Source organism: Streptomyces caniscabiei, from assembly GCF_014930365.1.
Taxonomy (GTDB): domain Bacteria; phylum Actinomycetota; class Actinomycetes; order Streptomycetales; family Streptomycetaceae; genus Streptomyces; species Streptomyces caniscabiei.
Genome location: NZ_JABXWI010000019.1, coordinates 66,775 through 89,906, shown reverse-complemented (window position 1 = coordinate 89,906; position 23,132 = coordinate 66,775). Strand labels below are relative to the sequence as shown.

Annotated in this window: 24 protein-coding genes; 18 read left to right on the top strand and 6 right to left on the bottom strand. The window is 69.3% G+C overall.

Going from position 1 to position 23,132, the window contains the following annotated elements; translation table 11 throughout:
- Positions 1-129: 129 nt before the first annotated feature.
- The 12 genes from HW837_RS39085 to HW837_RS39030 all read left to right on the top strand — a co-directional run bounded on the left by HW837_RS39085 (position 130) and on the right by HW837_RS39030 (position 10,834).
- Positions 130-1,413: an MraY family glycosyltransferase gene (locus HW837_RS39085; RefSeq protein WP_193381838.1), complete on the top strand. Its 1,284-nt coding sequence runs from the start codon at positions 130-132 to the stop codon at positions 1,411-1,413.
- 204 nt (positions 1,414-1,617) lie between these two features.
- A complete protein-coding gene (locus tag HW837_RS39080) occupies positions 1,618-2,028 on the top strand; it encodes a hypothetical protein (RefSeq protein ID WP_060883291.1) in 411 nt (136 codons plus the stop codon).
- A gap of 416 nt (positions 2,029-2,444) precedes the next feature.
- Positions 2,445-2,882 (top strand): Cg1360 family ATP-synthase-associated protein, encoded by a 438-nt coding sequence (locus HW837_RS39075; RefSeq protein WP_086797440.1) that lies wholly within the window; start codon positions 2,445-2,447, stop codon positions 2,880-2,882.
- Between the two features lie 273 nt (positions 2,883-3,155).
- On the top strand, positions 3,156-3,926 hold the full coding sequence (gene atpB / locus HW837_RS39070; RefSeq protein WP_045559235.1) for a F0F1 ATP synthase subunit A: 771 nt from the start codon (positions 3,156-3,158) through the stop codon (positions 3,924-3,926).
- A 74-nt stretch (positions 3,927-4,000) separates the two neighbouring features.
- A complete protein-coding gene (locus HW837_RS39065) occupies positions 4,001-4,237 on the top strand; it encodes an ATP synthase subunit c family protein (protein ID WP_045558932.1) in 237 nt (78 codons plus the stop codon).
- 39 nt (positions 4,238-4,276) lie between these two features.
- Entirely contained in the window at positions 4,277-4,825 is a 549-nt protein-coding gene (locus HW837_RS39060) for a F0F1 ATP synthase subunit B (RefSeq protein WP_045558931.1), read from the top strand.
- Positions 4,822-5,637 carry a F0F1 ATP synthase subunit delta gene (locus HW837_RS39055; RefSeq protein ID WP_045558930.1) on the top strand — a complete coding sequence of 272 codons (816 nt, stop codon included), beginning with the start codon at positions 4,822-4,824 and terminating at the stop codon, positions 5,635-5,637. Before HW837_RS39060 ends, HW837_RS39055 begins: the two co-directional genes overlap by 4 nt.
- 134 nt (positions 5,638-5,771) lie before the next feature.
- Positions 5,772-7,367: a F0F1 ATP synthase subunit alpha gene (gene atpA / locus HW837_RS39050; RefSeq protein WP_005480248.1), complete on the top strand. Its 1,596-nt coding sequence runs from the start codon at positions 5,772-5,774 to the stop codon at positions 7,365-7,367.
- A gap of 21 nt (positions 7,368-7,388) precedes the next feature.
- Positions 7,389-8,306, top strand: a complete 918-nt coding sequence (locus HW837_RS39045) for a F0F1 ATP synthase subunit gamma (protein ID WP_045558929.1) — start codon at positions 7,389-7,391, stop codon at positions 8,304-8,306.
- The gene (gene atpD / locus HW837_RS39040) at positions 8,306-9,742 is read left to right on the top strand and encodes a F0F1 ATP synthase subunit beta (RefSeq protein WP_045558928.1); all 1,437 of its coding nucleotides are present in this window, start codon (positions 8,306-8,308) and stop codon (positions 9,740-9,742) included. Before HW837_RS39045 ends, atpD begins: the two co-directional genes overlap by 1 nt.
- A gap of 131 nt (positions 9,743-9,873) precedes the next feature.
- Positions 9,874-10,248, top strand: a complete 375-nt coding sequence (locus HW837_RS39035; RefSeq protein ID WP_033526509.1) for a F0F1 ATP synthase subunit epsilon — start codon at positions 9,874-9,876, stop codon at positions 10,246-10,248.
- Positions 10,249-10,381: 133 nt separating this feature from the next.
- A complete protein-coding gene (locus tag HW837_RS39030) occupies positions 10,382-10,834 on the top strand; it encodes a DUF2550 domain-containing protein (protein WP_045558927.1) in 453 nt (150 codons plus the stop codon).
- A gap of 68 nt (positions 10,835-10,902) precedes the next feature.
- Here HW837_RS39030 and HW837_RS39025 read toward each other — a convergent pair whose 3' ends face one another.
- The 3 genes from HW837_RS39025 to HW837_RS39015 form a co-directional block, all read right to left on the bottom strand.
- The gene (locus HW837_RS39025; protein WP_193381839.1) at positions 10,903-12,726 is read right to left on the bottom strand and encodes a glycoside hydrolase family 18 chitinase; all 1,824 of its coding nucleotides are present in this window, start codon (positions 12,724-12,726) and stop codon (positions 10,903-10,905) included.
- A gap of 171 nt (positions 12,727-12,897) precedes the next feature.
- On the bottom strand, positions 12,898-13,539 hold the full coding sequence (locus HW837_RS39020; protein ID WP_045558926.1) for a response regulator: 642 nt from the start codon (positions 13,537-13,539) through the stop codon (positions 12,898-12,900).
- On the bottom strand, positions 13,536-14,723 hold the full coding sequence (locus HW837_RS39015) for a sensor histidine kinase (RefSeq protein ID WP_193381840.1): 1,188 nt from the start codon (positions 14,721-14,723) through the stop codon (positions 13,536-13,538). The genes HW837_RS39020 and HW837_RS39015 overlap by 4 nt, the downstream gene beginning before the upstream one ends.
- Positions 14,724-14,876: 153 nt before the next feature.
- On the opposite strand from HW837_RS39015, the gene HW837_RS39010 reads away from it, so the two are divergent.
- Both HW837_RS39010 and HW837_RS39005 read left to right on the top strand, forming a co-directional pair.
- A complete protein-coding gene (locus tag HW837_RS39010; RefSeq protein ID WP_045558924.1) occupies positions 14,877-15,467 on the top strand; it encodes a hypothetical protein in 591 nt (196 codons plus the stop codon).
- Entirely contained in the window at positions 15,464-15,670 is a 207-nt protein-coding gene (locus HW837_RS39005) for a DUF5708 family protein (protein ID WP_193381841.1), read from the top strand. The genes HW837_RS39010 and HW837_RS39005 overlap by 4 nt, the downstream gene beginning before the upstream one ends.
- A gap of 16 nt (positions 15,671-15,686) precedes the next feature.
- Here HW837_RS39005 and HW837_RS39000 read toward each other — a convergent pair whose 3' ends face one another.
- The 3 genes from HW837_RS39000 to HW837_RS38990 are packed head-to-tail and all read right to left on the bottom strand — an operon-like array spanning position 15,687 to position 17,824.
- Positions 15,687-16,259 carry a cob(I)yrinic acid a,c-diamide adenosyltransferase gene (locus HW837_RS39000; RefSeq protein WP_045558922.1) on the bottom strand — a complete coding sequence of 191 codons (573 nt, stop codon included), beginning with the start codon at positions 16,257-16,259 and terminating at the stop codon, positions 15,687-15,689.
- Between the two features lie 13 nt (positions 16,260-16,272).
- A complete protein-coding gene (locus HW837_RS38995; RefSeq protein WP_193381842.1) occupies positions 16,273-17,022 on the bottom strand; it encodes an ABC transporter permease in 750 nt (249 codons plus the stop codon).
- A gap of 19 nt (positions 17,023-17,041) precedes the next feature.
- The gene (locus tag HW837_RS38990; RefSeq protein ID WP_193381843.1) at positions 17,042-17,824 is read right to left on the bottom strand and encodes an ABC transporter ATP-binding protein; all 783 of its coding nucleotides are present in this window, start codon (positions 17,822-17,824) and stop codon (positions 17,042-17,044) included.
- Between the two features lie 101 nt (positions 17,825-17,925).
- Here HW837_RS38990 and HW837_RS38985 point away from each other — a divergent pair, with 101 nt between their 5' ends.
- The 4 genes from HW837_RS38985 (at position 17,926) to HW837_RS38970 (ending at position 23,058) form a co-directional block, all read left to right on the top strand.
- Entirely contained in the window at positions 17,926-18,567 is a 642-nt protein-coding gene (locus HW837_RS38985; protein ID WP_093790656.1) for a TetR/AcrR family transcriptional regulator, read from the top strand.
- A gap of 129 nt (positions 18,568-18,696) precedes the next feature.
- Positions 18,697-19,545 (top strand): 3-hydroxyacyl-CoA dehydrogenase family protein, encoded by an 849-nt coding sequence (locus tag HW837_RS38980; protein WP_045558919.1) that lies wholly within the window; start codon positions 18,697-18,699, stop codon positions 19,543-19,545.
- Positions 19,546-19,741: 196 nt separating this feature from the next.
- A complete protein-coding gene (locus tag HW837_RS38975; protein ID WP_033526497.1) occupies positions 19,742-20,065 on the top strand; it encodes an STAS domain-containing protein in 324 nt (107 codons plus the stop codon).
- 275 nt (positions 20,066-20,340) lie between these two features.
- A complete protein-coding gene (locus HW837_RS38970) occupies positions 20,341-23,058 on the top strand; it encodes an orc1/cdc6 family replication initiation protein (protein ID WP_193381844.1) in 2,718 nt (905 codons plus the stop codon).
- The last annotated feature ends 74 nt before the right edge of the window (positions 23,059-23,132 follow it).

Below are 23,132 nucleotides of genomic sequence, written 5' to 3'. Positions count from 1 at the left end.
GCACCACCAGGCACAGCATCACGTGCAACCATCGTCGCTACCCGGATGTCCTCCACCGTATGCGTGCACCGTCGCGCGCATCGCTAGGGTGTGAGGCTGTGATGGCCAGCGAGACCTGTGGGGAAGCCCGTGCGTGAATACCTCCTGACGCTCTGCATCACGGCCGCGGTGACGTACCTGCTGACAGGGCCGGTACGGAAGTTCGCGATCGTGGCCGGAGCCATGCCGGCGGTTCGTGCGCGTGACGTCCACCGTGAACCGACGCCCCGCCTCGGCGGCATCGCGATGTTCTTCGGGCTGTGCGCCGGTCTGCTGGTCGCCGACCATCTGACCAATCTCAGCCAGGTCTTCGCCGAGTCCAACGAGCCGCGCGCCCTGCTCTCCGGGGCCGCGCTGATCTGGCTGATCGGCGTCCTGGACGACAAGTTCGAGATCGACGCCCTGATCAAGCTCGGCGGCCAGATGATCGCGGCCGGCGTGATGGTCATGCAGGGTCTGACGATCCTGTGGCTGCCCATTCCCAGTGTGGGGATCGTCGCGCTGACCCAGTGGCAGGGCACCCTGCTCACGGTCGCCCTGGTCGTCATCACCATCAACGCGGTCAACTTCGTCGACGGCCTCGACGGTCTCGCCGCCGGCATGGTCTGCATCGCCTCCGCGGCGTTCTTCATGTACGCCTACCGCCTCTGGTACAGCTACGGCATCGAGGCCGCGGCCCCCGCCACGCTGTTCGCGGCCGTCCTGATGGGCATGTGCCTGGGCTTCCTGCCGCACAACATGCACCCCGCGCGGATCTTCATGGGCGACTCCGGCTCGATGATGATCGGCCTGGTGCTGGCGGCCGGCGCGATCTCCATCACCGGGCAGGTCGACCCGGACGTGATGAACCTGTACGGCTCGGAGCGCAGCACGGTCTACTCGATGGTGCCGGTCTACATCCCGCTGCTGATGCCGCTGAGCATCCTCGCGATCCCGGCGGCGGACCTGATCCTCGCGATCGTGCGCCGCACGTGGCGGGGCCAGTCGCCGTTCGCGGCCGACCGGGGGCATCTGCACCACCGGCTGCTGGAGGTCGGGCACTCGCACAGCCGGGCCGTGCTGATCATGTACTTCTGGTCCGCGGTGATCGCCTTCGGCACCCTCGCGTACACGGTGAACTCGGCGTCGATGTGGATCGTCCTCGCCATCGCCATGCTCAGCGGGGTCGGCCTCTTCCTCCTGCTGCTGCCCCGCTTCACCCCCCGCGCCCCGCTCTGGGCCCAGCGCTTCGTCCCGCCCCGCTACCGCCGTCGCGTGGTCCCGGCGGCCGCGCCGGAGCCGGTCCCGGACTGGACGCCGTCCCTCAACGGGGCGACGGCGATCGGCGGCCGGGCGCACGACGAGGAGCGCAGCCCGGCGGGGGCTCATCGCTGACAGGTGCCGTCGCGGCGGGCCGGGCACCCCTCCCCGACGTACACGTCCCCCGCGTACACCTCCCCCAAGTACACATCCCTCAGGGACAATTGAGCACTTTGCGCCGCCATGACAGATTCATGATCAGCACGGGGGCGTTCGCGCCGGAGACATGATCGGCGCTGTTCCGGCGTCCCCGTGCAGGCCCGAACTCATGGGGGACACATGCGAAAGTCCATCGCTTCCGCTCTCGCCGTCGTGGCGCTCGGCGGTTCGCTCGGTCTGACGGCGACGCAGGCCTCGGCCGCCCCGGCGACCAAGGTGCTGCCGTTCCAGTTCAACACGAACGAGGTCCAGAAGGTCGAGGACGACGCCAAGTTCAAGACGACGGCGAAGGGCAAGGTCCAGTTCACGATCACGAAGAAGAGCTGGGACCACGGCATCGGCATCCGGCTCATCACCTGCGGCAAGGACTGGAAGTCCCTGACGGGCTGGAAGGAGTTCAAGAAGAAGAAGGGGCAGTACTACACCTTCGACAAGAGCCTCAAGAAGAACCAGTGCTTCAAGATCCAGGCGGGCCGCAGCTGGGCCGGTTACATCGACGGCAAGCTCAAGGGCAAGATCAAGAAGGCCTGACCGGGATCCCGCCGGCGTGATTCAGCGGCCGGGGGCCGTGTGCGCACCTCGCACACGGCCCCCGGCCGTTCCGTCGTGCGGGCGCAACGGTGGGCTCCTGTGCTGACGCCAAGGTAAGAATCTGACTAACGCTTTGCCGATGGCATGCAAGAACCTGGGGGAGCAAAACGTGCTTATACCAGACAAGTCGGCGTGGATTCTGCGCAGACGGGCGGGTTCACTCTCATGTGTGACCCTGGGCACGCCATTCAGGTAAAGACCTCATCAAATAGTTTGTGATACGGTTCACGAGAACCCCGGATGGAGCCGAAGGGCCGCGATACGACGGTCCACCGGCGTGAGATTTCCGCTCGCCCCCGGGGACTACGCTCGTCCATGACGACACCCTGCCCCCTTAAGCAAGCGGAGTTGCCGCCATGCCGTCCAATGACGTCCGGAACCTACTGCAGACCGCTGTACCCACGGCCGCTGCCGGTGTGATCTCGGTGGCTGTCAGTGGCGTGGTCGCGGGCGGCGAAGGGGCGCTCGGCGCCGCGGTCGGTACCGTGCTGGCCATCCTCTTCATGGGGATCGGCCTCTACGTGCTCCAGTGGACGGCAAAAACGCTCCCGCAGCTGTTCCAGGCGATGGGGCTGATGCTCTACGTCGCGCAACTCCTGCTGCTCATGATCTTCGTGGCCCTCTTCAAGGACACCTCTCTCTTCAACCCTCGCGCGTTCGCCGCCGCCCTCGTGGTCGCGACCGTCGTGTGGATGGCCGCACAGGCGCGTGCGCACATGAAGGCCAAGATCTTCTACGTGGATCCGGCCCCGGAGAAGAGTGACAAGTCCGAGAAGTCCGGGTCGTCGTCGTGAGAGGTAGGGGTGGAATAAGGGCTTGCGAGTTCTCCTGCTATCGTCCGGTGCCAACTGCGGCATCGCGGGCGCGGGCATCTGAGCTGACGCCTGCTCAATCGCGAGGCTTGATGCCCCCCAGCCGCCCCCACATCCGTAACACCAGTCCAGTGCCGACCCGCGGCAGCGCGCCGCGCCGACACAACGAGGTTGCCGTAGCTATGCGTCACGCCGAAGGAGCCCGCGGTGAGTGCTGATCCGACCCAGCTCGCCTTTGAGTGGGATTGCCGCATCCTGTCCGACAATGGCTGTGGCTTCCCGGCTCCGGGCCTGCACTCGTTCCTCTTCAAGCCGATCGCGACGGTCGGTGGGTTCGAGTTCAACAAGGTGATGCTGCTCGCGCTCATCACCACCCTCCTGGTGATCACCTTCTTCACCCTCGCCTTCGGCAAGGCGAAGGTGGTGCCGGGCAAGCTGCAGATGATCGGTGAGGCGGGCTACGACTTCGTACGCCGCGGCATCGTCTACGAGACCCTCGGCAGGAAGGAGGGCGAGAAGTACGTCCCGCTGATGGTCTCGCTCTTCTTCTTCATCTGGATCATGAACGTCTGGTCGGTGATCCCGCTGGCCCAGTTCCCGGTGTCGTCGATCATCGCCTACCCGATCATCCTCGCGGCGATCGTCTACATCGTCTGGATGTCGCTGACCTTCAAGAGGCACGGCTTCGTCGGCGGTCTCAAGAACATCACCGGCTACGACAAGTCGCTCGGCCCGGTTCTGCCGCTCGTCGTCGTCATCGAGTTCTTCTCGAACGTCCTCATCCGGCCCTTCACGCACGCGGTGCGACTGTTCGCCAACATGTTCGCCGGTCACCTGATGCTGGTGATGTTCACCGTCGCCTCCTGGTACCTGCTGAACAGCTGGATGATCCCGGCCGCCGGCGTCTCCTTCGTCATGACGATCATCATGATCCTCTTCGAACTCTTCGTGCAGGCCGTCCAGGCGTACGTCTTCGTGCTCCTCGCCTGCTCGTACATTCAGGGCGCTCTCGCCGAGCACCACTGAGCCCCTCCTCCGCACGCCCCAGAACGTCCGGTGGCCAACCCCCGCCGGTCCAAGAAAAAGAAGGAAGAATCAGCATGGCTGCCACTGAGACCCTCGCCGCTGTCACCGGTTCCCTCGGCTCCATCGGTTACGGCCTCGCCGCCATCGGCCCCGGCGTCGGCGTCGGCATCATCTTCGGTAACGGCACCCAGGCCCTGGCCCGCCAGCCCGAGGCCGCCGGCCTGATCCGCGCCAACCAGATCCTCGGCTTCGCCTTCTGTGAGGCGCTCGCCCTCATCGGCATCGTCATGCCGTTCGTGTTCGGTCGCTAATCAACAGCTACCAGACACTTTTCGACGAAAGGCACTGATGTGATCGCCAACCTGGTTCAGCTGGCGGCCGAGCAGGAGCAGAGCCCGCTCGTTCCTCCGGGTCCCGAGCTGCTCGTCGGCACCATCGCCTTCGCCATCGTGTTCTTCTTCTTCTGGAAGAAGCTGCTTCCGAACATCAACAAGGTTCTGGAAGAGCGCCGCGACGCGATCGAGGGCGGTATCGAAGAAGCCGACCGCATGAAGGTCGAGGCCCAGAGCGTTCTTGAGCAGTACAAGGCTCAGCTCGCCGAGGCTCGGCACGAGGCCGCGCGGCTGCGCCAGGAGGCGCAGGAGCAGGGCGCCACGCTCATCGCCGAGATGCGGGCCGAGGGCCAGCGGCAGCGCGAGGAGATCGTCGCCGCCGGTCACTCGCAGCTCGAGGCCGACCGCAAGGCCGCCGCTTCGGCGCTGCGTCAGGACGTGGGCAAGCTCGCCACCGACCTGGCCGGCAAGCTCGTCGGTGAGTCCCTGGAGGACCACGCCCGGCAGAGCCGCGTCATCGACCGCTTCCTCGACGACCTCGAGGAGAAGGCCGAGGCCGCGCGATGAACGGAGCGAGCCGCGAGGCCCTGGCAGCCGCACGTGAGCGTCTCGACGCGCTGACGGACTCCACGTCCGTGGACGCGGCGCGGCTCGCCGACGAGCTGGCCGCCGTCACCGCTCTGCTCCACCGCGAGGTGTCGCTGCGTCGGGTCCTCACCGACCCGGCGCAGTCCGGCGAGGCCAAGGCCGAGCTGGTCGGCCGTATCCTCGGCGGCCAGGTCGGCGCGACCACCGCCGACCTGGTGTCGGGCCTGGTGCGCTCCCGCTGGTCGCAGCCCCGCGACCTGGTGGACGCGCTGGAGCAGCTGGCCGACATCGCCGACCTCACGGCCGCGCAGCAGTCGGCCACGCTCGACGACGTCGAGGACGAGCTGTTCCGGTTCGGCCGGATCGTCGCCTCGAACACCGAGCTGCGGGCCGCGCTGACCGACCGTGCCGCCGGTGCCTCCGCCAAGAGCGAGCTGCTGCGCAGCCTGCTCGGCGGCCGCGCCAAGGCCACCACCGAGCGTCTGGTGACGCGCCTCGTGACCGCGCCGCGTGGACGTAGCCTGGAAGCGGGACTCGAGTCCCTGTCCAAGCTCGCCGCCGAGCGCCGGGACCGCGTGGTCGCCGTCGTCACCTCGGCGGTTCCGCTGAGCGACGCCCAGAAGCGCCGCCTCGGCGCCGCCCTGGCGAAGCTCTACGGCCGCACCATGCACCTCAACCTCGATGTGGACCCGGGCGTCGTCGGCGGGATCAGGGTCCAGGTCGGCGACGAGCTGATCAACGGCTCGATCGCGGACCGACTCGAGGACGCCGGCCGCCGCCTGGCGAGCTAGCACCAAACTTCATAGCAGTACGTACGTATGTCTGCGGCCCGGTTGGGCCGTGCAGAGGATTCACCTCGTTCAGGGGGGAGTCCCCATCCCCCCAAGTGAAACTTCGGGCCCAACAAGGAGAGCAGGGAACCCAGATGGCGGAGCTCACGATCCGGCCGGAGGAGATCCGGGACGCGCTGGAGAACTTCGTCCAGTCGTACAAGCCGGACGCGGCCTCGCGCGAGGAGGTCGGTACGGTCACCCTTGCCGGCGACGGCATCGCGAAGGTCGAGGGTCTCCCCTCGGCCATGGCCAACGAACTGCTGAAGTTCGAGGACGGCACCCTCGGCCTCGCGCTCAACCTGGAAGAGCGCGAGATCGGCGCCATCGTCCTGGGCGAGTTCAGCGGCATCGAGGAAGGCCAGCCGGTCACCCGTACCGGTGAGGTCCTGTCGGTCGCCGTGGGCGAGGGCTACCTCGGCCGCGTCGTCGACCCGCTCGGCAACCCGATCGACGGCCTCGGCGAGATCGAGACGTCCGGGCGCCGTGCCCTGGAGCTGCAGGCTCCCGGTGTCATGGCCCGTAAGTCGGTGCACGAGCCGATGGAGACCGGCTACAAGGCCGTCGACGCGATGACCCCGGTCGGCCGCGGCCAGCGTCAGCTGATCATCGGTGACCGCCAGACCGGCAAGACCGCGCTGGCCGTCGACACGATCATCAACCAGCGCGACAACTGGCGCTCCGGTGACGTGAACAAGCAGGTCCGCTGCGTCTACGTCGCCATCGGTCAGAAGGGCTCGACCATCGCCTCCGTGCGTGGCGCCCTCGAAGAGGCCGGCGCGCTGGAGTACACGACCATCGTCGCCGCCCCGGCGTCCGACCCGGCCGGCTTCAAGTACCTGGCGCCGTACACCGGTTCGGCCATCGGTCAGCAGTGGATGTACGAGGGCAAGCACGTCCTCATCATCTTCGACGACCTCTCGAAGCAGGCCGACGCCTACCGCGCCGTGTCGCTGCTGCTGCGCCGCCCGCCGGGCCGTGAGGCCTACCCGGGTGACGTCTTCTACCTGCACTCCCGTCTGCTGGAGCGCTGCGCGAAGCTCTCCGACGAGCTGGGTGCCGGCTCGATGACCGGTCTGCCGATCGTCGAGACGAAGGCCAACGACGTCTCGGCGTTCATCCCGACCAACGTCATCTCCATCACCGACGGCCAGTGCTTCCTGGAGTCGGACCTCTTCAACGCCGGTCAGCGTCCCGCGCTGAACGTCGGTATCTCCGTCTCCCGAGTCGGTGGTTCCGCGCAGCACAAGGCGATGAAGCAGGTCTCCGGCCGTCTGCGCCTCGACCTCGCCCAGTACCGTGAGCTGGAGGCCTTCGCCGCCTTCGGTTCCGACCTGGACGCCGCGTCGAAGTCGCAGCTGGAGCGCGGTCAGCGTCTGGTCGAGCTGCTCAAGCAGCCGCAGTACCAGCCGATGCCGACCGAGGACCAGGTCGTCTCCGTGTGGGCCGGTACCACCGGCAAGATGGACGACGTCCCGGTCGCCGACGTGCGCCGCTTCGAGAAGGAGCTGCTGGAGTACCTGCACCGCAAGGAGCAGGGCCTCATGACCTCCATCAAGGAGGGCGGCAAGATGTCGGACGACACCCTCACCGCTGTCGCCGACGCGATCGCCGAGTTCAAGAAGCAGTTCGAGACCTCGGACGGCAAGCTGCTCGGCGAGGACGCCCCGGCCGTCAACGTCTCCAAGTGACGTAAGGAAGGGACCTGACTCATGGGAGCCCAGCTCCGGGTCTACAAGCGTCGCATCCGATCCGTCACCGCGACCAAGAAGATCACCAAGGCGATGGAGATGATCGCCGCCTCGCGCGTCGTCAAGGCGCAGCGCAAGGTGGCGGCCTCCGCGCCGTACGCGGCCGAGCTCACCCGCGCGGTCACGGCGGTCGGTACCGGTTCGAACACCAAGCACCCGCTGACCACGGAGGCGGAGACGGCGACCCGTTCCGCGGTGCTGCTCCTCACGAGCGACCGCGGACTGGCCGGCGCCTTCAACTCCAACGCCATCAAGGTCGCCGAGCAGCTGACGGCGCGTCTTGAGGCGGAGGGCAAGGAGGTCGACACGTACATCGTCGGCCGCCGCGGTCTGGCCCACTACAACTTCCGCGAGCGCAAGGTCGTGGAGTCGTGGTCGGGCTTCACCGACGAGCCCACCTACGCGGACGCCAAGAAGGTCGCGGGTCCGCTGATCGAGGCCATCGAGAAGGACACCGCTGACGGCGGCGTGGACGAACTCCACATCGTCTTCACCGAGTTCGTCTCGATGATGACGCAGACGGCGCTCGACGCCCGTCTGCTGCCGCTCAGCCTCGACGAGGTGGCGAAGGAGGCGGCGCCGAAGGGCGAGATCCTTCCGCTGTACGACTTCGAGCCGTCGGCGGAGGACGTCCTCGACGCCCTGCTGCCGCGCTATGTCGAGAGCCGTATCTACAACGCGATGCTCCAGTCGGCCGCTTCCAAGCACGCCGCCACCCGCCGCGCGATGAAGTCGGCCACCGACAACGCGGGCGAGCTGATCAACACGCTCTCCCGTCTTGCCAACGCGGCCCGCCAGGCCGAAATCACCCAGGAAATCAGCGAGATCGTCGGTGGCTCCGCAGCCCTGGCCGACGCGACCGCGGGGAGTGACAAGTAATGACGACGACAGTTGAGACGGCCGTTGCCACGGGCCGCGTCGCCCGGGTCATCGGCCCGGTCGTCGACGTGGAGTTCCCCGTCGACGCCATGCCGGAGATCTACAACGCCCTTCACGTCGAGGTGGCCGACCCGGCCCAGGACGGCGCGAAGAAGACGCTGACCCTGGAGGTCGCCCAGCACCTGGGTGACGGCCTGGTCCGCACCATCTCCATGCAGCCCACCGACGGCCTGGTCCGCCAGGCCCCGGTCACCGACACCGGTGCCTCCATCACCGTGCCGGTCGGCGACTTCACCAAGGGCAAGGTGTTCAACACCCTTGGTGAGGTGCTGAACACCGACGAGAAGTACACGGGCGAGCGCTGGGGCATCCACCGCAAGGCCCCGAACTTCGACGAGCTCGAGTCGAAGACCGAGATGTTCGAGACCGGCGTCAAGGTCATCGACCTTCTCACCCCGTACGTCAAGGGTGGAAAGATCGGTCTGTTCGGTGGTGCCGGCGTCGGCAAGACGGTGCTCATCCAGGAGATGATCTACCGCGTCGCCAACAACCACGACGGTGTCTCCGTGTTCGCCGGTGTCGGTGAGCGCACCCGTGAGGGCAACGACCTCATCGAGGAGATGGCCGAGTCGGGCGTCATCGACAAGACCGCGCTGGTCTTCGGCCAGATGGACGAGCCCCCGGGCACCCGTCTGCGCGTGGCCCTCGCCGGTCTGACCATGGCGGAGTACTTCCGCGATGTGCAGAAGCAGGACGTGCTGTTCTTCATCGACAACATCTTCCGCTTCACCCAGGCCGGTTCCGAGGTGTCGACCCTGCTCGGCCGTATGCCCTCCGCGGTGGGTTACCAGCCGAACCTGGCCGACGAGATGGGTCTCCTCCAGGAGCGCATCACCTCGACCCGTGGTCACTCGATCACCTCGATGCAGGCGATCTACGTCCCCGCGGACGACCTGACCGACCCGGCCCCGGCCACCACCTTCGCCCACCTCGACGCGACGACGGTTCTCTCCCGTCCGATCTCCGAGAAGGGCATCTACCCGGCCGTGGACCCGCTGGACTCCACGTCCCGCATCCTGGACCCCCGCTACATCGCGGCGGACCACTACAACACCGCGATGCGCGTCAAGACGGTCCTGCAGAAGTACAAGGACCTCCAGGACATCATCGCGATCCTCGGTATCGACGAGCTCGGCGAGGAGGACAAGCTCACCGTCCACCGTGCCCGTCGTGTGGAGCGCTTCCTGTCGCAGAACACCCACGTCGCCAAGCAGTTCACCGGCGTCGACGGGTCGGACGTGCCGCTGGACGAGTCGATCACCGCGTTCAACGCGATCATCGACGGTGAGTACGACCACTTCCCGGAGCAGGCCTTCTTCCTCTGCGGTGGTATCGAGGACCTGAAGAAGAACGCGAAGGAGCTCGGCGTCAGCTGACGTCAGGCACATCGTGATCAGTGGGGGGCGAGGCCACACCTCATGGGGTGCGTCCCGCCCCCCTCTGTACTCCCTCTAGAATTGAACCCAACACCCGGCCGAGGCGCCGGGTGGTGACCCGAGGAGCCACCTTGGCTGCTGAGCTGCACGTCGCGCTGGTCGCGGCCGACCGAGAGGTCTGGTCGGGCCAGGCCACCCTGGTCGTCGCCCGGACCACGTCCGGCGACATCGGCGTCATGCCCGGTCACCAGCCGCTGCTCGGTGTGCTGGAGTCGGGCCCGGTGACCATCCGTACGAGTGAGGGCGGCACCGTCGTCGTCGCCGTGCACGGCGGTTTCATCTCGTTCGCGGACAACAAGCTGTCCCTGCTGGCCGAGGTCGCCGAGCTGGCCGACGAGATCGACGTCCAGGGCGCCCAGCGGGAGCTGGAGCGTGCGAAGGCGGAGGGCGATGCCGCCGCCGAGCGCCGCGCGGATGTACGACTGCGTACGGCGGGTGCGCGCTGAGCGCAGACGCCGTGTGATGCTGTACCTCAGCCGCGGCTGGGTCTGGATGTCCTCATCCCGACCCGGCCGCGGCTGAGGCGAATATGGGTGTTTTTTACGTTCCGTTACCTAGGAGACGAGGAGGTCGGTGTCGATGGTCCTCGCTCTGACTGTGTGCGGGTCGGTGATCGCGCTGGTGGTGGTCGGGCTCTTCGTCTTCGGACTGCGCCGACGTCTCATCCAGCGGTCCGGGGGCACCTTCGACTGCAGCCTCCGCTGGGACGCCCCGGAGAAACCCGGCACCGACGAGAACGGCAAGGGCTGGGGGTACGGCGTCGCCCGCTACAACGGCGACCGCATCGAGTGGTACCGCGTCTTCTCGTACTCGCCCCGCCCCCGCCGCGTCCTGGAGCGTGCCTCGATCGAGGTGGCCGGGCGCCGCACCCCCGAGGGCGAGGAGGAGCTGGCGCTCCTCTCCGACGCCGTGATCCTCGCGTGTCTGCACCGCGGGAACCGGCTGGAACTGGCGATGAGCGAGGACGCGCTGACCGGTTTCCTCGCGTGGCTGGAGGCAGCCCCGCCCGGACAGCGAGTGAATGTGGCGTAGCCACTTTCACTCGCTGGGTGGGGGTCCCCCCGGACGAAGTCTGGGGGAGCGTCAACGTGGCGTAGCTTCTACTTCAACCCGTTGCTGATCGCGTTCACCAGCTCTCCGTTGGTCGTGTCGCCGCTGAACTCCCAGAAGAAGGCGCCGCCCAGGCCCTGGTTCTTCGCCCAGGTCATCTTTCCGGCAATGGTGGACGGGGTGTCGTAGCTCCACCAGTTGCTGCCGCAGTGGGCGTAGGCCGTGCCGGCGATCGTGCCGGTGGCCGGGCAGGAGTTCTTGAGGATCTTGTAGTCCTCGATGCCCGCCTCGTAGGTGCCGGGGGCCGCGCCGGTCGCCGTGCCGCCGGGGGCGGACTGGGTGACGCCGGTCCAGCCGCGGCCGTAGAAGCCGATGCCGAGCAGCAGCTTGGCGGACGGGACGCCCTTCGACTTCAGCTTGGCGATCGCGTCGGCCGAGTTGAAGCCGGCCTGCGGGATCCCGGAGTACGAGGTCAGCGGGGAGTGCGGGGCGGTCGGGCCGTCCTTGTCGAAGGCGCCGAAGTAGTCGTACGTCATCACGTTGTACCAGTTCAGATGGGTCGCGGCGCCGCCGTAGTCGGCCGCGTCGATCTTGCCGCCGGAGGAGCCGTCGGCGGTGATGGCCGCGGTGACCAGGTAGTTCGGGCCGAACTCGGTACGCAGCGCCGACATCAGGTTCCTGAAGGCGGCCGGGCCCGAGGTGTCGCAGGTCAGACCGCAGGCGTTCGGGTACTCCCAGTCGATGTCGATGCCGTCGAAGACGTCGGCCCAGCGCGGGTCCTCCACGACGGCCTTGCAGGACTTGGCGAACGCGGCCGGGTTCTGCGCGGCCTGGCCGAAGCCGCCGGAGTAGGTCCAGCCACCGAAGGAGTACAGCACCTTGATGTGCGGGTACTTGGCCTTGAGCTGGCGGAGCTGGTTGAAGTTGCCGCGCAGCGGCTGGTCCCAGGTGTCGGCGGTGCCGCTGACGGACTGGTCGGCGGTGTACGCCTTGTCGTAGGCGGCGTAGGTGTCGTCGACCGTGCACTGGCCGTTCTTGACGTTGCCGAACGCGTAGTTGATGTGGGTGATCTTGGCTGCCGAGCCCGAGGTCACCAGGTTCTTGACGTGGTAGTTGCGGCCGTAGACGCCCCACTCGGTGAAGTAGCCGAGGTTGATCTTCGAGCCGGGGTTCGGGTTCGTGCCGCCCCCGGTGGTCCGGACGGCCGCCGCGCCGCTGACCGGGCCGGTCTGGTCGGCGGTGTCACGGGCCTGGACGGTGTAGGAGTAGTCGGTACCGGCGCTCAGGCCGGTGTCCGTGTAGGTGGTGCCGGTGACGGTGGCGACCTTGGCGCCGCCGCGCAGGACGTCGTAGTTCTTGATGCCCTTGTCGTCGGTGGCGGCGCGCCAGCTCAGCTTCACCGAGGTGTCGGTGACGTCCGAGGTGGTGGGGGTGCCGGGGGCGGAGGGTGCCGCGTCGCCGGGGACGCTGGGACCGCCGTCGCAACTGGCGCCGTTGAGCTTGCAGTTGGCCGGGGAGCCTGAGCCGCTCCCGTTGAAACCGAAGGAGACGGAGGCGCCGGGGGCGAGGGTGCCGTTCCAGGACTTGTTCCTGGCGGTCCAGTGGGTGCCGGAGGAGGTGACGTCCGCGTCCCAGGCGGAGGTGACCGTTGTGCCGGAGGGGAAGTCCCACTCGACGGTCCAGGAGCTGAGGGTGGTGGTGCCGGTGTTCTTCACCGTCCACTTGCCTTCGAAGCCGGTGCCCCAGTCCTGGGGCTTGGCGTAGGTGGCGGTCGCCTCCGTGGCCGCCTGTGCGGGGGTGGCGAGACCGACGAGGCCGGCGAGGGGGAGGAGAAGGGTCGCGAGACCCGCGGTGATTCTGTGCCTGAAGCGCATGTGCGCCTCCTTGTGGGGTGTCTTGATCATGAGCATGACGTGGCGCAGTGTGGCTGAGAATAGAAAGGTCTGGACCATAGGTCAATGGGTCTGGACCAATGCGCTCACGCCCGGCACCCACCGGCACCCCGGGCCGGGTCCTACCGAGTCGCTACCGGGGTCGTACCGGGGTCAGACCCGCAACTCCTGTGCCAGCACGGCCGCTTGCACCCTGCTGCGCAGATCGAGTTTTCCCAGCAGCCGGCTGACATGCGTCTTCACCGTCGCCTCCGCCATGTCCAGCCGAACCGCGATCTCCGCGTTCGACAGCCCTTCGCCCAGACAGGAGAGGACCTCCCGCTCCCGCCGGGTGAGGGAGTCCAGGACGGCCGGATCGACCGAGGGCTCCCGTACGGGCCTGGCGGCGAACTCCGCGATCAGCCGCCGGGTGACCGCCGGGGCGATCAGACCCTCGCCGCGCCCCACCGCCCGGACGGCCTCGATGAGGTCCCTCGCCTCCGTGTTCTTCAGCAGGAACCCGGCGGCCCCGGCCCGCAACGCCCCGAAGACGTACTCGTCGAGGTCGAACGTGGTGAGGACGAGGACGTCGGCCAGCCCCTCGGCGACCACCTGGCGGGTCGCGGACACCCCGTCCAGGCGCGGCATCTGCACGTCCATCAGCACCAGGTCCGGCCGCAGCTCCCGCGCGAGCGCCACCGCCCGCTCGCCGTCCGCCGCCTCCCCGACCACCTCGATGTCCGGCGCGCTGCGCAGAATGAGGACAAGCCCGGCCCGTACGGCGGACTGGTCCTCGGCGACGAGCACACGGATCATGCGGGTTCTCCTTCGGTGACGGGGAGCGCGGCGCGTACGCTCCAGATCTTGCCGTGCCGCGCGCTCTCGGGACCCGCCTCGAACGTGCCGCCCAGCAGGGCCACCCGCTCGCGCATCCCGACCAGACCGGCTCCCGAACCGGGTGCGCTCGGGCCGTCGCGGTCGCCGTACGGGCTGGTCACGGCGATGTCGAGGGAGCCGTTCGCCCGGCGCAGCGCGACGGTGACCCGGCCCGGGGCGGCGTGCTTGAGCGCGTTGGTGAGCGACTCCTGGACGATGCGGTAGGCCGCCAGCTCGACGGGGGCCGGGAGGGTCTCGGCGTGGTCGGCGTCCAGGGTGACGTCGAGACCATTGGTGCGGGCGCCCGCGACGAGGGATTCGAGGCCGTCGAGTGTGGGTGCGACGGACGGCTCGGTGTCGTCGCTCGAATCCCGCAGGATGCCGATCAGCCGGCGCATCTCCGCCAGCCCCGCCACGCTGTTCTCGCGGATGACCCCGAGGGCCTCCTCGGAGGTGCCCGGGTCGTCGAGGGAGAGGGCGGCCGTGGAGTGGATCGCGATCGCCGAGAGATGGTTGGCGACCATGTCGTGCAACTCCCGTGCCATGCGCGCCCGTTCGGACACGACGGCCTGGGCGCGGTCCATCTCCGCCAGCAGGGCCGTCTGTTCGGCGCGCAGCCGGGCCGCCTCGGCGGCGTCGCGGTGGTTGCGCACGATCCAGCCGGTGCCGGCGGGCATCAGGGAGACTAGGCCGACCACCACGCCGATCAGCAGCGCCTCGGGATCCCGGAAGGCCGTCAGCGGGACCACGGTGAAGGCGACGGTCACCAGTCCGGCGATCCAGGGCACCCGGCGGGCCGTGGCGGGTGGGCCGTACAGGACGGCCGCGTAGACCAGGTCGGTGAACATCAGGACCGTGATCAGGCTGCCCTGGGTCATGGTGTCCAGGGTCAGCGCGGCCCAGCCGACGATCAGGGCCGTGCGGGGCATGACGCGGCGCAGCGCCTCGCAGCCCGCCGTCACGACCAGGGGCGGCAGGACCCACCAGTGGCTCTCGAACACCACGATGCCGTCGCGGGGTGTGCGGGTGTCGAGGCCCAGGACCCACAGCAGCAGGCCGCCGAGGAGTCCGGCGGCGGCGATGCACAGGTCCATCCGGTGCGGGCGGGGCGGTCGTACGGCCATGCCCTCCATCCAACACGGGACGGGGATCCGGCGCCTGGTGCCCGGGAACGGTCCTGGACTGCATCTTTCGATGTACCGGCACTTCGTCACCGCCGACGACGTATCGGGGGCCGCTCGCCGGGAGCCTGGAAGGGTGAACGAGAGGAGCGAGTCGTGATCGTCGCGTTGATCATCGCCTGCGAGGTCGGTTTCTGGGTGCTGCTGGCCCTGGCGCTGGCCGTCCGCTACCTGTGGAAGAAGCGCCGGACCAGTGTCGTGCTGCTGCTCTGCGAGCCCGTGCTGGAGCTGGTGCTGTTCGTCGTGACCGCGATCGACCTGAAGAACGGCGCCGAGCCGAGCTGGGAGCACGGGGTGGCCGCGCTCTACATCGGCTTCACCGTGGGCTACGGCCACTACATGATCAAGTGGCTGGACGGCCACGCGGCGCATCGCCTGGGCGGCGGGCCCAAGCCGGCGGGGCCGCCGAAGTACGGCCTGGCCAGGGCCCGGCACGAGGGCAGGCTCTGGACCCGGACGCTGGTGGCGACCGGGGTGGCGCTGGCCCTGCTCCAGCTGGCCGTCTGGTACGTGGGCGACGACGGGAACGTCGATTCGCTGAGGTCGTTCCAGTGGGTGGCCCTCCGGGCCGCCGGCATCCACGGGCTGGTCGCCCTCGCCTACACGATCTGGCCGAAGAAGGAGCCGGACGCCCCGAAGGGCGGGGACCGGGACTCGGGGTACGCGAAGGAGAGGGCCGGGCGATGAGCGGGACGGTGGTCGGGGCGTCCAGGAACGTGTGGGAAGGGACCGGCACCTTCGTGATCGGCCTGGTGCTGTGGCTGTTCACGGACGGGATGGAGGTGCCGGTCGTCACCCTGACCAAGGTCGGCGTGGTGATGATGTGCGTGGGTGCTGTCCTCGTCGCGACGGGCCTCTACCAGCGGGTTCGCGGCACGACGGGCGACTAGCCCCCCGGCGCGGCGCCTACCGCTCCCCGCCCGGCACCCACAGCACGTCCCCGGCCTCCTTGTTCGCCGTCCTCGCGAGGATGAACAGGAGGTCGGAGAGGCGGTTGAGGTAGGTCGCCGTGAGGGGGTTCATCGCGTCGGCGTGGGTCTCCAGGGCGGCCCAGGTCGAGCGCTCGGCCCGCCGGACCACCGTGCAGGCCTGGTGCAGCAGGGCCGCGCCGGGGGTGCCGCCGGGCAGGATGAAGGAGCGCAGCTTCTCCAGCTCCCCGTTGAAGCGGTCGCAGTCCGCCTCCAGCTTGTCGATGTAGAACTGCTCGACCCGCAGCGGCGGGAACTCGGGGTCCTCGACGACGGGGGTGGAGAGGTCGGCGCCCACGTCGAACAGATCGTTCTGCACCCGCACGAGGACCTTGACGATCTCCTCGTCCAGTCCGCCCAGCGCGACCGCCGTGCCGATCGCCGCGTTGGCCTCGTTGGCGTCCGCGTACGCCGAGATCCGCGGATCGGTCTTGGGCACCCGGCTCATGTCGCCCAGGTTGGTGGTGCCCTGGTCGCCGGTCCTGGTGTAGATGCGCGTGAGATTGACCATGTGACCAGCGTAGTTACGCCCCGGCCGTCCGGAAGACCCGTGTGCCCACCGTCACGGAGACGGCCGTGAGTCCGACGGCCACCAGAACGCCGTACAGCATGGCCGGGGTGGCGTACGCGCCGACGTACGCGTCCCGCATCGCGTCCACCAGATAGCGGAACGGTACGAAGTGGGACAGGACGTCCAGCCAGCCCGGGGCCAGCGACATCGGGAGCATCAGACCCGACAGGAGCATCGACGGCATGGTCAGCGCGTTGACCGCCGGGCCGAACTCGTGCTGGGAACGCGCCTTCATGGCGAGCGCGTACGACAGCGAGGCGAGCGAGACGGTCAGCGCGGCCACGAAGGCGAAGCTGATCAGGACGCCGGCGAGGGGTGCGCGTAGTCCCATGACGAGGGCGGCGAGGACCAGCAGTAATGCCTGGAAGACGAAGACCGCCGCGTCGCGCAGCACCCGGCCCAGCAGCAGGGCGAGCCGGCTCGCCGGGGTGACGCGCATGCGTTCGATCACTCCGGTCTGCTTCTCCAGGATGACCATGAAGCCCGCGAACGAGGCCCCGAACAGGCCCAGTTGCAGCAGCAGGCCGGGCACCAGCACCTGCCAGGAGCTGCCCCGTGAGCCGAGCGGGACGTCGGCGAGCAGGGGACCGAAGAAGAGCAGATACAGCAGCGGCATCAGTACGCCGAACAGCATCGCGAAGCGGGAGCGCAGGGTCTGGCGGGCGTATCGCCCGAAGATCAGCGCGGTGTCGTGAAGCAGCATGGGAGTCCTCGGACCGGTTCTAGACGGCTACGGGGGTGTTGTCGGCGGGGGAGGGGCCGCGTCCGGTGATGGCCAGGAAGGTGTCCTGGAGCGTGGCGTCGATCGAGCCGCCGTGCTTCAGCTTGAGCGCGCTCGGGGTGCCGTCCGCCACGACCCGGCCCTGGTCGACGACGACGATCCGGTCGGCGAGGGCGTCCGCCTCGTCGAGGTAGTGCGTCGTCAGGAAGACGGTCGTGCCGCGCTCGTCGCGCAGTCGGCGGACCAACTCCCAGAGGTCGGCGCGGCTCGCCGGGTCGAGTCCGGTCGTCGGCTCGTCCAGGAAGAGGACCCGGGGCCGGTGGGTGAGCGCCATCGCGATGTCGAGCCGGCGCCGCTGACCGCCCGAGAGCGTGGCGCACTTGCGGTCCAGCAGCCCGGTGAGGTCCAGGTCCCGGGCCAACTCCTCGGCCCGCTCGGTGGCCTGGCTCTTCGTCAGGCGGTAGAGCCGTCCCTGGGTGACCAGTTCCTCCCGCACGGTGATCTGTGGGTCCACCCCGCCCGACTGCGCGACATAGCCGCAGGCCCGGCGTACTCCGGAGGGGTCGGTCGCCAGGTCGTGGCCCGCGACCGTGGCCGCGCCGCCGGTCGGCGGCAGCAGGGTGGTGAGCATGCGCAGGGTCGTCGTCTTGCCCGCGCCGTTCGGGCCGAGGAGGCCGAGGATCTCGCCGGGGCGCACGGTCAGGTCGATTCCGCGCACGGCTTCGACGGGGCCGCGTTTCGTCTGGAAGGTACGGCTCAGTCCGGCCGCACTGATGATGGGCATGACCCCAGAAAAACAGAGTCACTGAAAATTTGCAATGTCACCAAGTTTTCAGTGACCCCAGGGAAACGCCGTCGCCCGGCGGAGCGACCTACGATGTGCCCATGGCAGAGGGGCTCAGGGAGCGCAAGAAGCGCGAGACGAGGCAGCGGATCTCGGACATCGCCACCGGGCTGTTCCTGGAGCACGGCTTCGTGACCGTCACCATCGCGGAGGTGGCCGAGGCCGCCGACGTCTCCGTGAACACGGTCTACAACTACTTCCCGGCGAAGGAGGACCTCTTCTTCGACCGCAGCGCGGGCATCGTCGAACGGCTCGCCCGCTGGGTGCGTGGTCGTGACCGGGGCGAGTCGGCCGTCGCCGCCGTGCTGCGCGAGCTGCGTGCCGAGGTCGAGGCAGTCTCGCCGCGCGTCGGTCTGATGGAGGGCTACGACCGCTTCATGAAGGCCATCCACGAGGCGCCCGCGCTGCGGTCCCGGCTGTGGAGCATCCAGCAGGAGGTCCAGGACAGCCTGGAGGCGGCCCTCCGGGAGGAGACCGGCGCAGCCCCCGACGACCCCCTCCCCACCCTGATCGCGGGTCAGATCAACTGGGTCCACCAGACGGTGATGGCCGTCATCGGGCGCGAGATGCTCGACGGGCGCAATCCGGGCGAAGTGTCACGAGAGGTGCTTCTTCTTCTGGACGGCATGGAGGGCCTGTTGAGCGAGAAGGTGCTCAACTACGCCGTACGACCCATCGAGTGAGTGCTGCCGGTGTGATGTCCGTCCTTTGAGACGTGACTCGCGTTACTAAGCGGTCACACAGCCCCTCACGAGCGCTAGTGTCCGGCCGAGAGGTCAGTCATCGACAGCGCGTACCAGGGGAGTCGCACAGTGGCACGGAAGCTCGCCGTGATCGGAGCCGGACTCATGGGGTCCGGGATCGCCCAGGTGTCCGCGCAGGCGGGCTGGGACGTCGTCCTGCGTGACGTCACCGACGAGGCGCTCGACCGTGGCATCGGCGGCATCAGGGCGTCGTACGACAAGTTCGTGAGCAAGGGGAAGCTGGCGGCCGAGGCCGCCGAGGCGGCGCTGGGGCGGATCACCGCCACCACCGACCTCGACGCGGTCGCCGACGCGGACATCGTCGTCGAGGCCGTCTTCGAGAAGCTCGAGATCAAGCACGAGATCTTCCGGGCGCTCGACAAGATCGTCCGCGAGGACGCCGTGCTCGCCTCCAACACCTCCGCGATCCCGATCACCAAGATCGCGGCGGCCACCGAGCGGCCCGAGCGGGTCGTCGGCGTCCACTTCTTCTCGCCGGTGCCGATGATGCAGCTCTGCGAACTGGTGCGTGGCTACAAGACGAGCGACGAGACGCTCGCCACCGCACGGGAGTTCGCCGAGTCGGTCGGCAAGACCTGCATCGTCGTCAACCGGGACGTGGCCGGCTTCGTGACGACCCGTCTCATCTCCGCCCTCGTCGTCGAGGCCGCGAAGCTGTACGAGTCGGGCGTCGCCACCGCCGAGGACATCGACCTCGCCTGCAAGCTGGGCTTCGGCCACGCGATGGGACCGCTGGCCACGGCGGACCTGACGGGCGTCGACATCCTGCTGCACGCCACGAGCAACATCTACACCGAGTCGCAGGACGAGAAGTTCGCCCCGCCGGAGCTGATGCGCCGGATGGTGGACGCCGGTGACATCGGACGCAAGAGCGGGCAGGGCTTCTACACCTACTGACGCGGACCCGGCCCACGCCGGCCCGCACGTCACGGGCGGCCCCTCCCACGCATGTGAACGCATGAGCCTCTCCGGCCTCACCCCTTGAGGTGAATTCGGTATCGGTTCGCTCACAGACGGCAACCTGACGGTGTCAAACACCGTCAGACGTTGCATCACTCATCACGGAGTACGAGACGCACTCACGGGAGCGCTTATGTACATCAGGGGCGACCACGCCGAGCTGGTCGTCGGGGGCCGCCTCGACGTACGCAGCGCGGCGGACGCCCGTACGGTCCTGCACTCGGCCGTCGACGACGGAGCCGGCGACCTGGTGCTCGACCTGTCAGAGCTGGATTCCTGGGACGCCACCGGACTCGGGGTGATCATGGGAGCCCACCGGCGGGCGGGACGGTGCGGACGGCGGCTCGTGCTGCGCGATGTGCCACCGCAGATGCAGCGGCTGCTGGTGGCCACCAGGCTGCACCGCATCCTCGCGATCGAGGGCGGAATCGGTCTGGAGTCGTTGCCCAGAGTGTGAACGCGTGTACGGGCCCGTACGTATGGCTCTGTGTCTGCGGGGCACCCGTGGGGACCATGTGGGCGAAACGCACCACGCTCGCAATCCTCACGAGACTGTGATGTCTCGGACGGCGCGGGACCCCGGACTGTCGGAGATACTGTGCGAAGGTTTAGGGTTCGGCTGCCCGCCGCCAGCTACCCTCGAGCGGGTTCCGGACCAGAAGCGACAGCGCGGTGTGCGACACGGCCGGGAGGGGCTCCAGCACACGAGACGCTTTTGGGGGGCTAGGACCGATGGACCCGAACAACCGGGGACCCGAAGAGTACGGCCATGACGACGCACAGGCGCAGAGCAAACGTCCGCCACGGGACGCGCTGACGCAGGACTTCGACCGGCACGCCCCGGCGCTCGCCCGCACCGTCCAACTCGTCTCGGGCGACTTCCTGCTCACCGTCAACCCCGTCGACGGCAGCGAGATAGAGCACTGCCCACCGGGCGAACTGCCTGGTCAGCCCTTGAAGCACACAGCCGCCGAGCGTGCCGTCCTCGACCGCGCCGCCCTGCCGCCGGTGCCCCCGGGCCCCTCGCTGCCCAGGCTGCCGCTGCTCCAGCGCGACGAGGAGAGAGCACGCCTCGTACGGCTGCTGGCGCGCGGCCGCTCCGTGCGCCTGACCGGAGCCCCCGGTTCCGGTCGCACCACACTCCTCGACGCGGTCGCCGAGGACTGCGCGGATCTGGCCCCCGACGGTGTCGTCCGGCTGAGCGGTTTCCGGCGCACGGTCGACGACCTGCTGTACGAACTGTTCGCAGCCGTGTACAGCACACCGCTGTTCCGGCCCGCCCGGCAGCAGATCCTCGACATCGTGCGGGACATCGGCGCGGTCGTCGTCCTGGACGACCTGGAGTTCGGCGGGATCGCGCTCGACGAACTGCTCGACGCCACCCCCGAGTGCGCCTTCCTCATCGGCGCCACCCCCGCGACGCCCCTGCCGTCCGCCGACGCGCCCCTGGAGGAGATCGTCCTCGGCGGCTTCGACCGGGCCGGCAGCGAACAGCTGCTGGAACGCGCCGTCGGGCGGCCCCTCACCGAGGACGAGAAGAACTGGGCCGGCGACCTCTGGTTCGAGTCCGAGGGACTGCCGCTGCGCTTCACCCAGGCCGGTGCGCTGCTCAGGCAGCGGGACCGGCAGCGCGCCGGCGCGGACGCCGTCGACGAGTTCGGGGTCTTCCAGGAGGCGCCGCCCGTCGACACGCCCTTCGACGCCGTCCCGGACGGGCACGACCTGCCCCTGCCGTCGCTCGCCGAAGGGGCCGCGCCCGCCGCGCTGCTCGCCTCCCGGCTGAGCGCCTCCGCCCGCGAGACCCTCAGGTTCGCCGTCGCGCTCGGCGGGGAGATCCCGCACCAGGCGCACCTGCCCGCCCTGGTGGGCGACACCCACGCCGACGCCGCCCTCGGCGAACTCGTCGGCTGCGCCCTGGTGACACCTGTCGGCTCCCGCTACCGGCTCGCCGCCGGGGTGGGGACCCAGCTGGAGGCCGCCGGGTACGCGGACGACACCGAGGCGCGCGCCCGCACCGCCGCCCAGCACTACGCCTGGTGGGCCGGGCACCCCTCGGTCACCCCCGAGCGGGTCTCGGCCGAGGCCGACGCCGTCCTGGCCGCCCTCACCGCGCTCGTGCCGGCGACCACCCCGTCCGGTGAGGACGAGGAGAGCGCCGCCGTGGTGCTGGCCCGGCAGGCGGCGCCCGCGTTCGCCGCCGGGCTGCGCTGGAACGCCTGGGAGCGTTCGCTGCGGGCCGGCGCCGAGGCGGCCGGTCTCGCCGGTGAGACCGGCGAACAGGCCTACTTCCACCATGAGCTGGGCGTTCTCGCGCTCTGCTCCGGGCAGTTGGAGCGGGCCCGAGCGGAGCTGGAGGCCTCCATCGGGCTGCGCAACGTCCTCGCCGACAAGCGCGGCACCGTCGCCGGACGCCGGGCCCTCGCCCTGGTCGCCGACCGCTCCGGGGCGACACCGCCCGGCGGGCGCACGGCGGCGGGGGAGGAGGTGCCGGACGCCCGGCACGAGGAGTCGGCCTCGCCGCCCGGAGGCGTGCCGTCCGCGTACCCGCCCGCCGGCCCGACCGGGGCCGGCCTCGGGGCGTCGGGCGTGGCCGCGATCGGGTTCGGGACGGTGAGCGCGAACGGAGCCGGGTTCGGGGCAGTGGGCTCCGACGGAGCCGGGTTCGGCGCGGTGGGCTCGAACGGCTCCGGTCTCGGGTCTCCGTCCGGCTCGGGAGCGTGGGGCTCGGGGCCGGCCGACCAGGGCGGGGCCTCCTCGGCACCGGCGATCGGCGAGACGACGCTCGTCTCCCGGCGGGACGGCTCCCGGTCGCCCGCGCACCGACTGAGCGGCCTCAAGACCCTGGTCGGCGGGGCCCGGCGCAACCTGGTCGCGGCGGGCGCGGGTGCGCTCCTCGCGGCCGTCCTGGGCACGGTCGTCACCCTCGGCGCGACCTCCGACCGCAACGGCGACACCCCCGCCGAGCGGGTCGGCGTCAACCCGTCCGCCAGTGAGGGCGTCGACGACGGCGGCCTCGTCGCGGACCGACCCAAGGCGGGCGACGAGGGGGACACCCCGGGCACCCTGCCCGAACCGACCGGCCCCGGTCCCGACGGCACCTACGGCACGTCGGACGACCCCACCCCGTCGGACTCGGCGGGGCCGTCGGACGACCCGAGCGGTACGACGGGGTCGTCGGGCAAGCCGTCGCCGTCGCCGTCGAAGACCTCCCCGAAGCCGACGCCGTCCGACGACCCGTCGACGGACCCGACGGACGATCCGACCGGTGACCCGACGGACGATCCCACGGTCGACCCGACGGACGATCCGACCGGTGACCCGACGGACGATCCCACGGACGATCCGACCGACGACCCGCCGCCGCCCGGCACCACCGACACCGCCACCGCCCCGACGGCGACGACCGCCTCGGCGACCGTGCCCGAGCCTCCGGCCGACACCGTGGCCTGACGGTGACGGGGACGGTCCGGTCGTCTCCCGCGTGATCGAGAGGTTCGCGCGGGAGACGGGCGTGTCGCGGGGCG

Bases quoted from the DNA above. Each gene is read 5' to 3' on its own strand.
- HW837_RS39080 (WP_060883291.1), top strand. From the start codon at position 1,618: ATGCGAAAGTCCATCGCTTCCGCTCTCGCCGTCGTGGCGCTCGGCGGT.
- HW837_RS39075 (WP_086797440.1), top strand. From the start codon at position 2,445: ATGCCGTCCAATGACGTCCGGAACCTACTGCAGACCGCTGTACCCACG.
- HW837_RS39065 (WP_045558932.1), top strand. From the start codon at position 4,001: ATGGCTGCCACTGAGACCCTCGCCGCTGTCACCGGTTCCCTCGGCTCC.
- HW837_RS39055 (WP_045558930.1), top strand. From the start codon at position 4,822: ATGAACGGAGCGAGCCGCGAGGCCCTGGCAGCCGCACGTGAGCGTCTC.
- atpA (WP_005480248.1), top strand. From the start codon at position 5,772: ATGGCGGAGCTCACGATCCGGCCGGAGGAGATCCGGGACGCGCTGGAG.
- HW837_RS39045 (WP_045558929.1), top strand. From the start codon at position 7,389: ATGGGAGCCCAGCTCCGGGTCTACAAGCGTCGCATCCGATCCGTCACC.
- atpD (WP_045558928.1), top strand. From the start codon at position 8,306: ATGACGACGACAGTTGAGACGGCCGTTGCCACGGGCCGCGTCGCCCGG.
- HW837_RS39030 (WP_045558927.1), top strand. From the start codon at position 10,382: ATGGTCCTCGCTCTGACTGTGTGCGGGTCGGTGATCGCGCTGGTGGTG.
- HW837_RS39025 (WP_193381839.1), bottom strand. From the start codon at position 12,726: ATGCGCTTCAGGCACAGAATCACCGCGGGTCTCGCGACCCTTCTCCTC.
- HW837_RS39020 (WP_045558926.1), bottom strand. From the start codon at position 13,539: ATGATCCGTGTGCTCGTCGCCGAGGACCAGTCCGCCGTACGGGCCGGG.
- HW837_RS39015 (WP_193381840.1), bottom strand. From the start codon at position 14,723: ATGGCCGTACGACCGCCCCGCCCGCACCGGATGGACCTGTGCATCGCC.
- HW837_RS39005 (WP_193381841.1), top strand. From the start codon at position 15,464: ATGAGCGGGACGGTGGTCGGGGCGTCCAGGAACGTGTGGGAAGGGACC.
- HW837_RS39000 (WP_045558922.1), bottom strand. From the start codon at position 16,259: ATGGTCAATCTCACGCGCATCTACACCAGGACCGGCGACCAGGGCACC.
- HW837_RS38995 (WP_193381842.1), bottom strand. From the start codon at position 17,022: ATGCTGCTTCACGACACCGCGCTGATCTTCGGGCGATACGCCCGCCAG.
- HW837_RS38990 (WP_193381843.1), bottom strand. From the start codon at position 17,824: ATGCCCATCATCAGTGCGGCCGGACTGAGCCGTACCTTCCAGACGAAA.
- HW837_RS38985 (WP_093790656.1), top strand. From the start codon at position 17,926: ATGGCAGAGGGGCTCAGGGAGCGCAAGAAGCGCGAGACGAGGCAGCGG.
- HW837_RS38975 (WP_033526497.1), top strand. From the start codon at position 19,742: ATGTACATCAGGGGCGACCACGCCGAGCTGGTCGTCGGGGGCCGCCTC.
- HW837_RS38970 (WP_193381844.1), top strand. From the start codon at position 20,341: ATGGACCCGAACAACCGGGGACCCGAAGAGTACGGCCATGACGACGCA.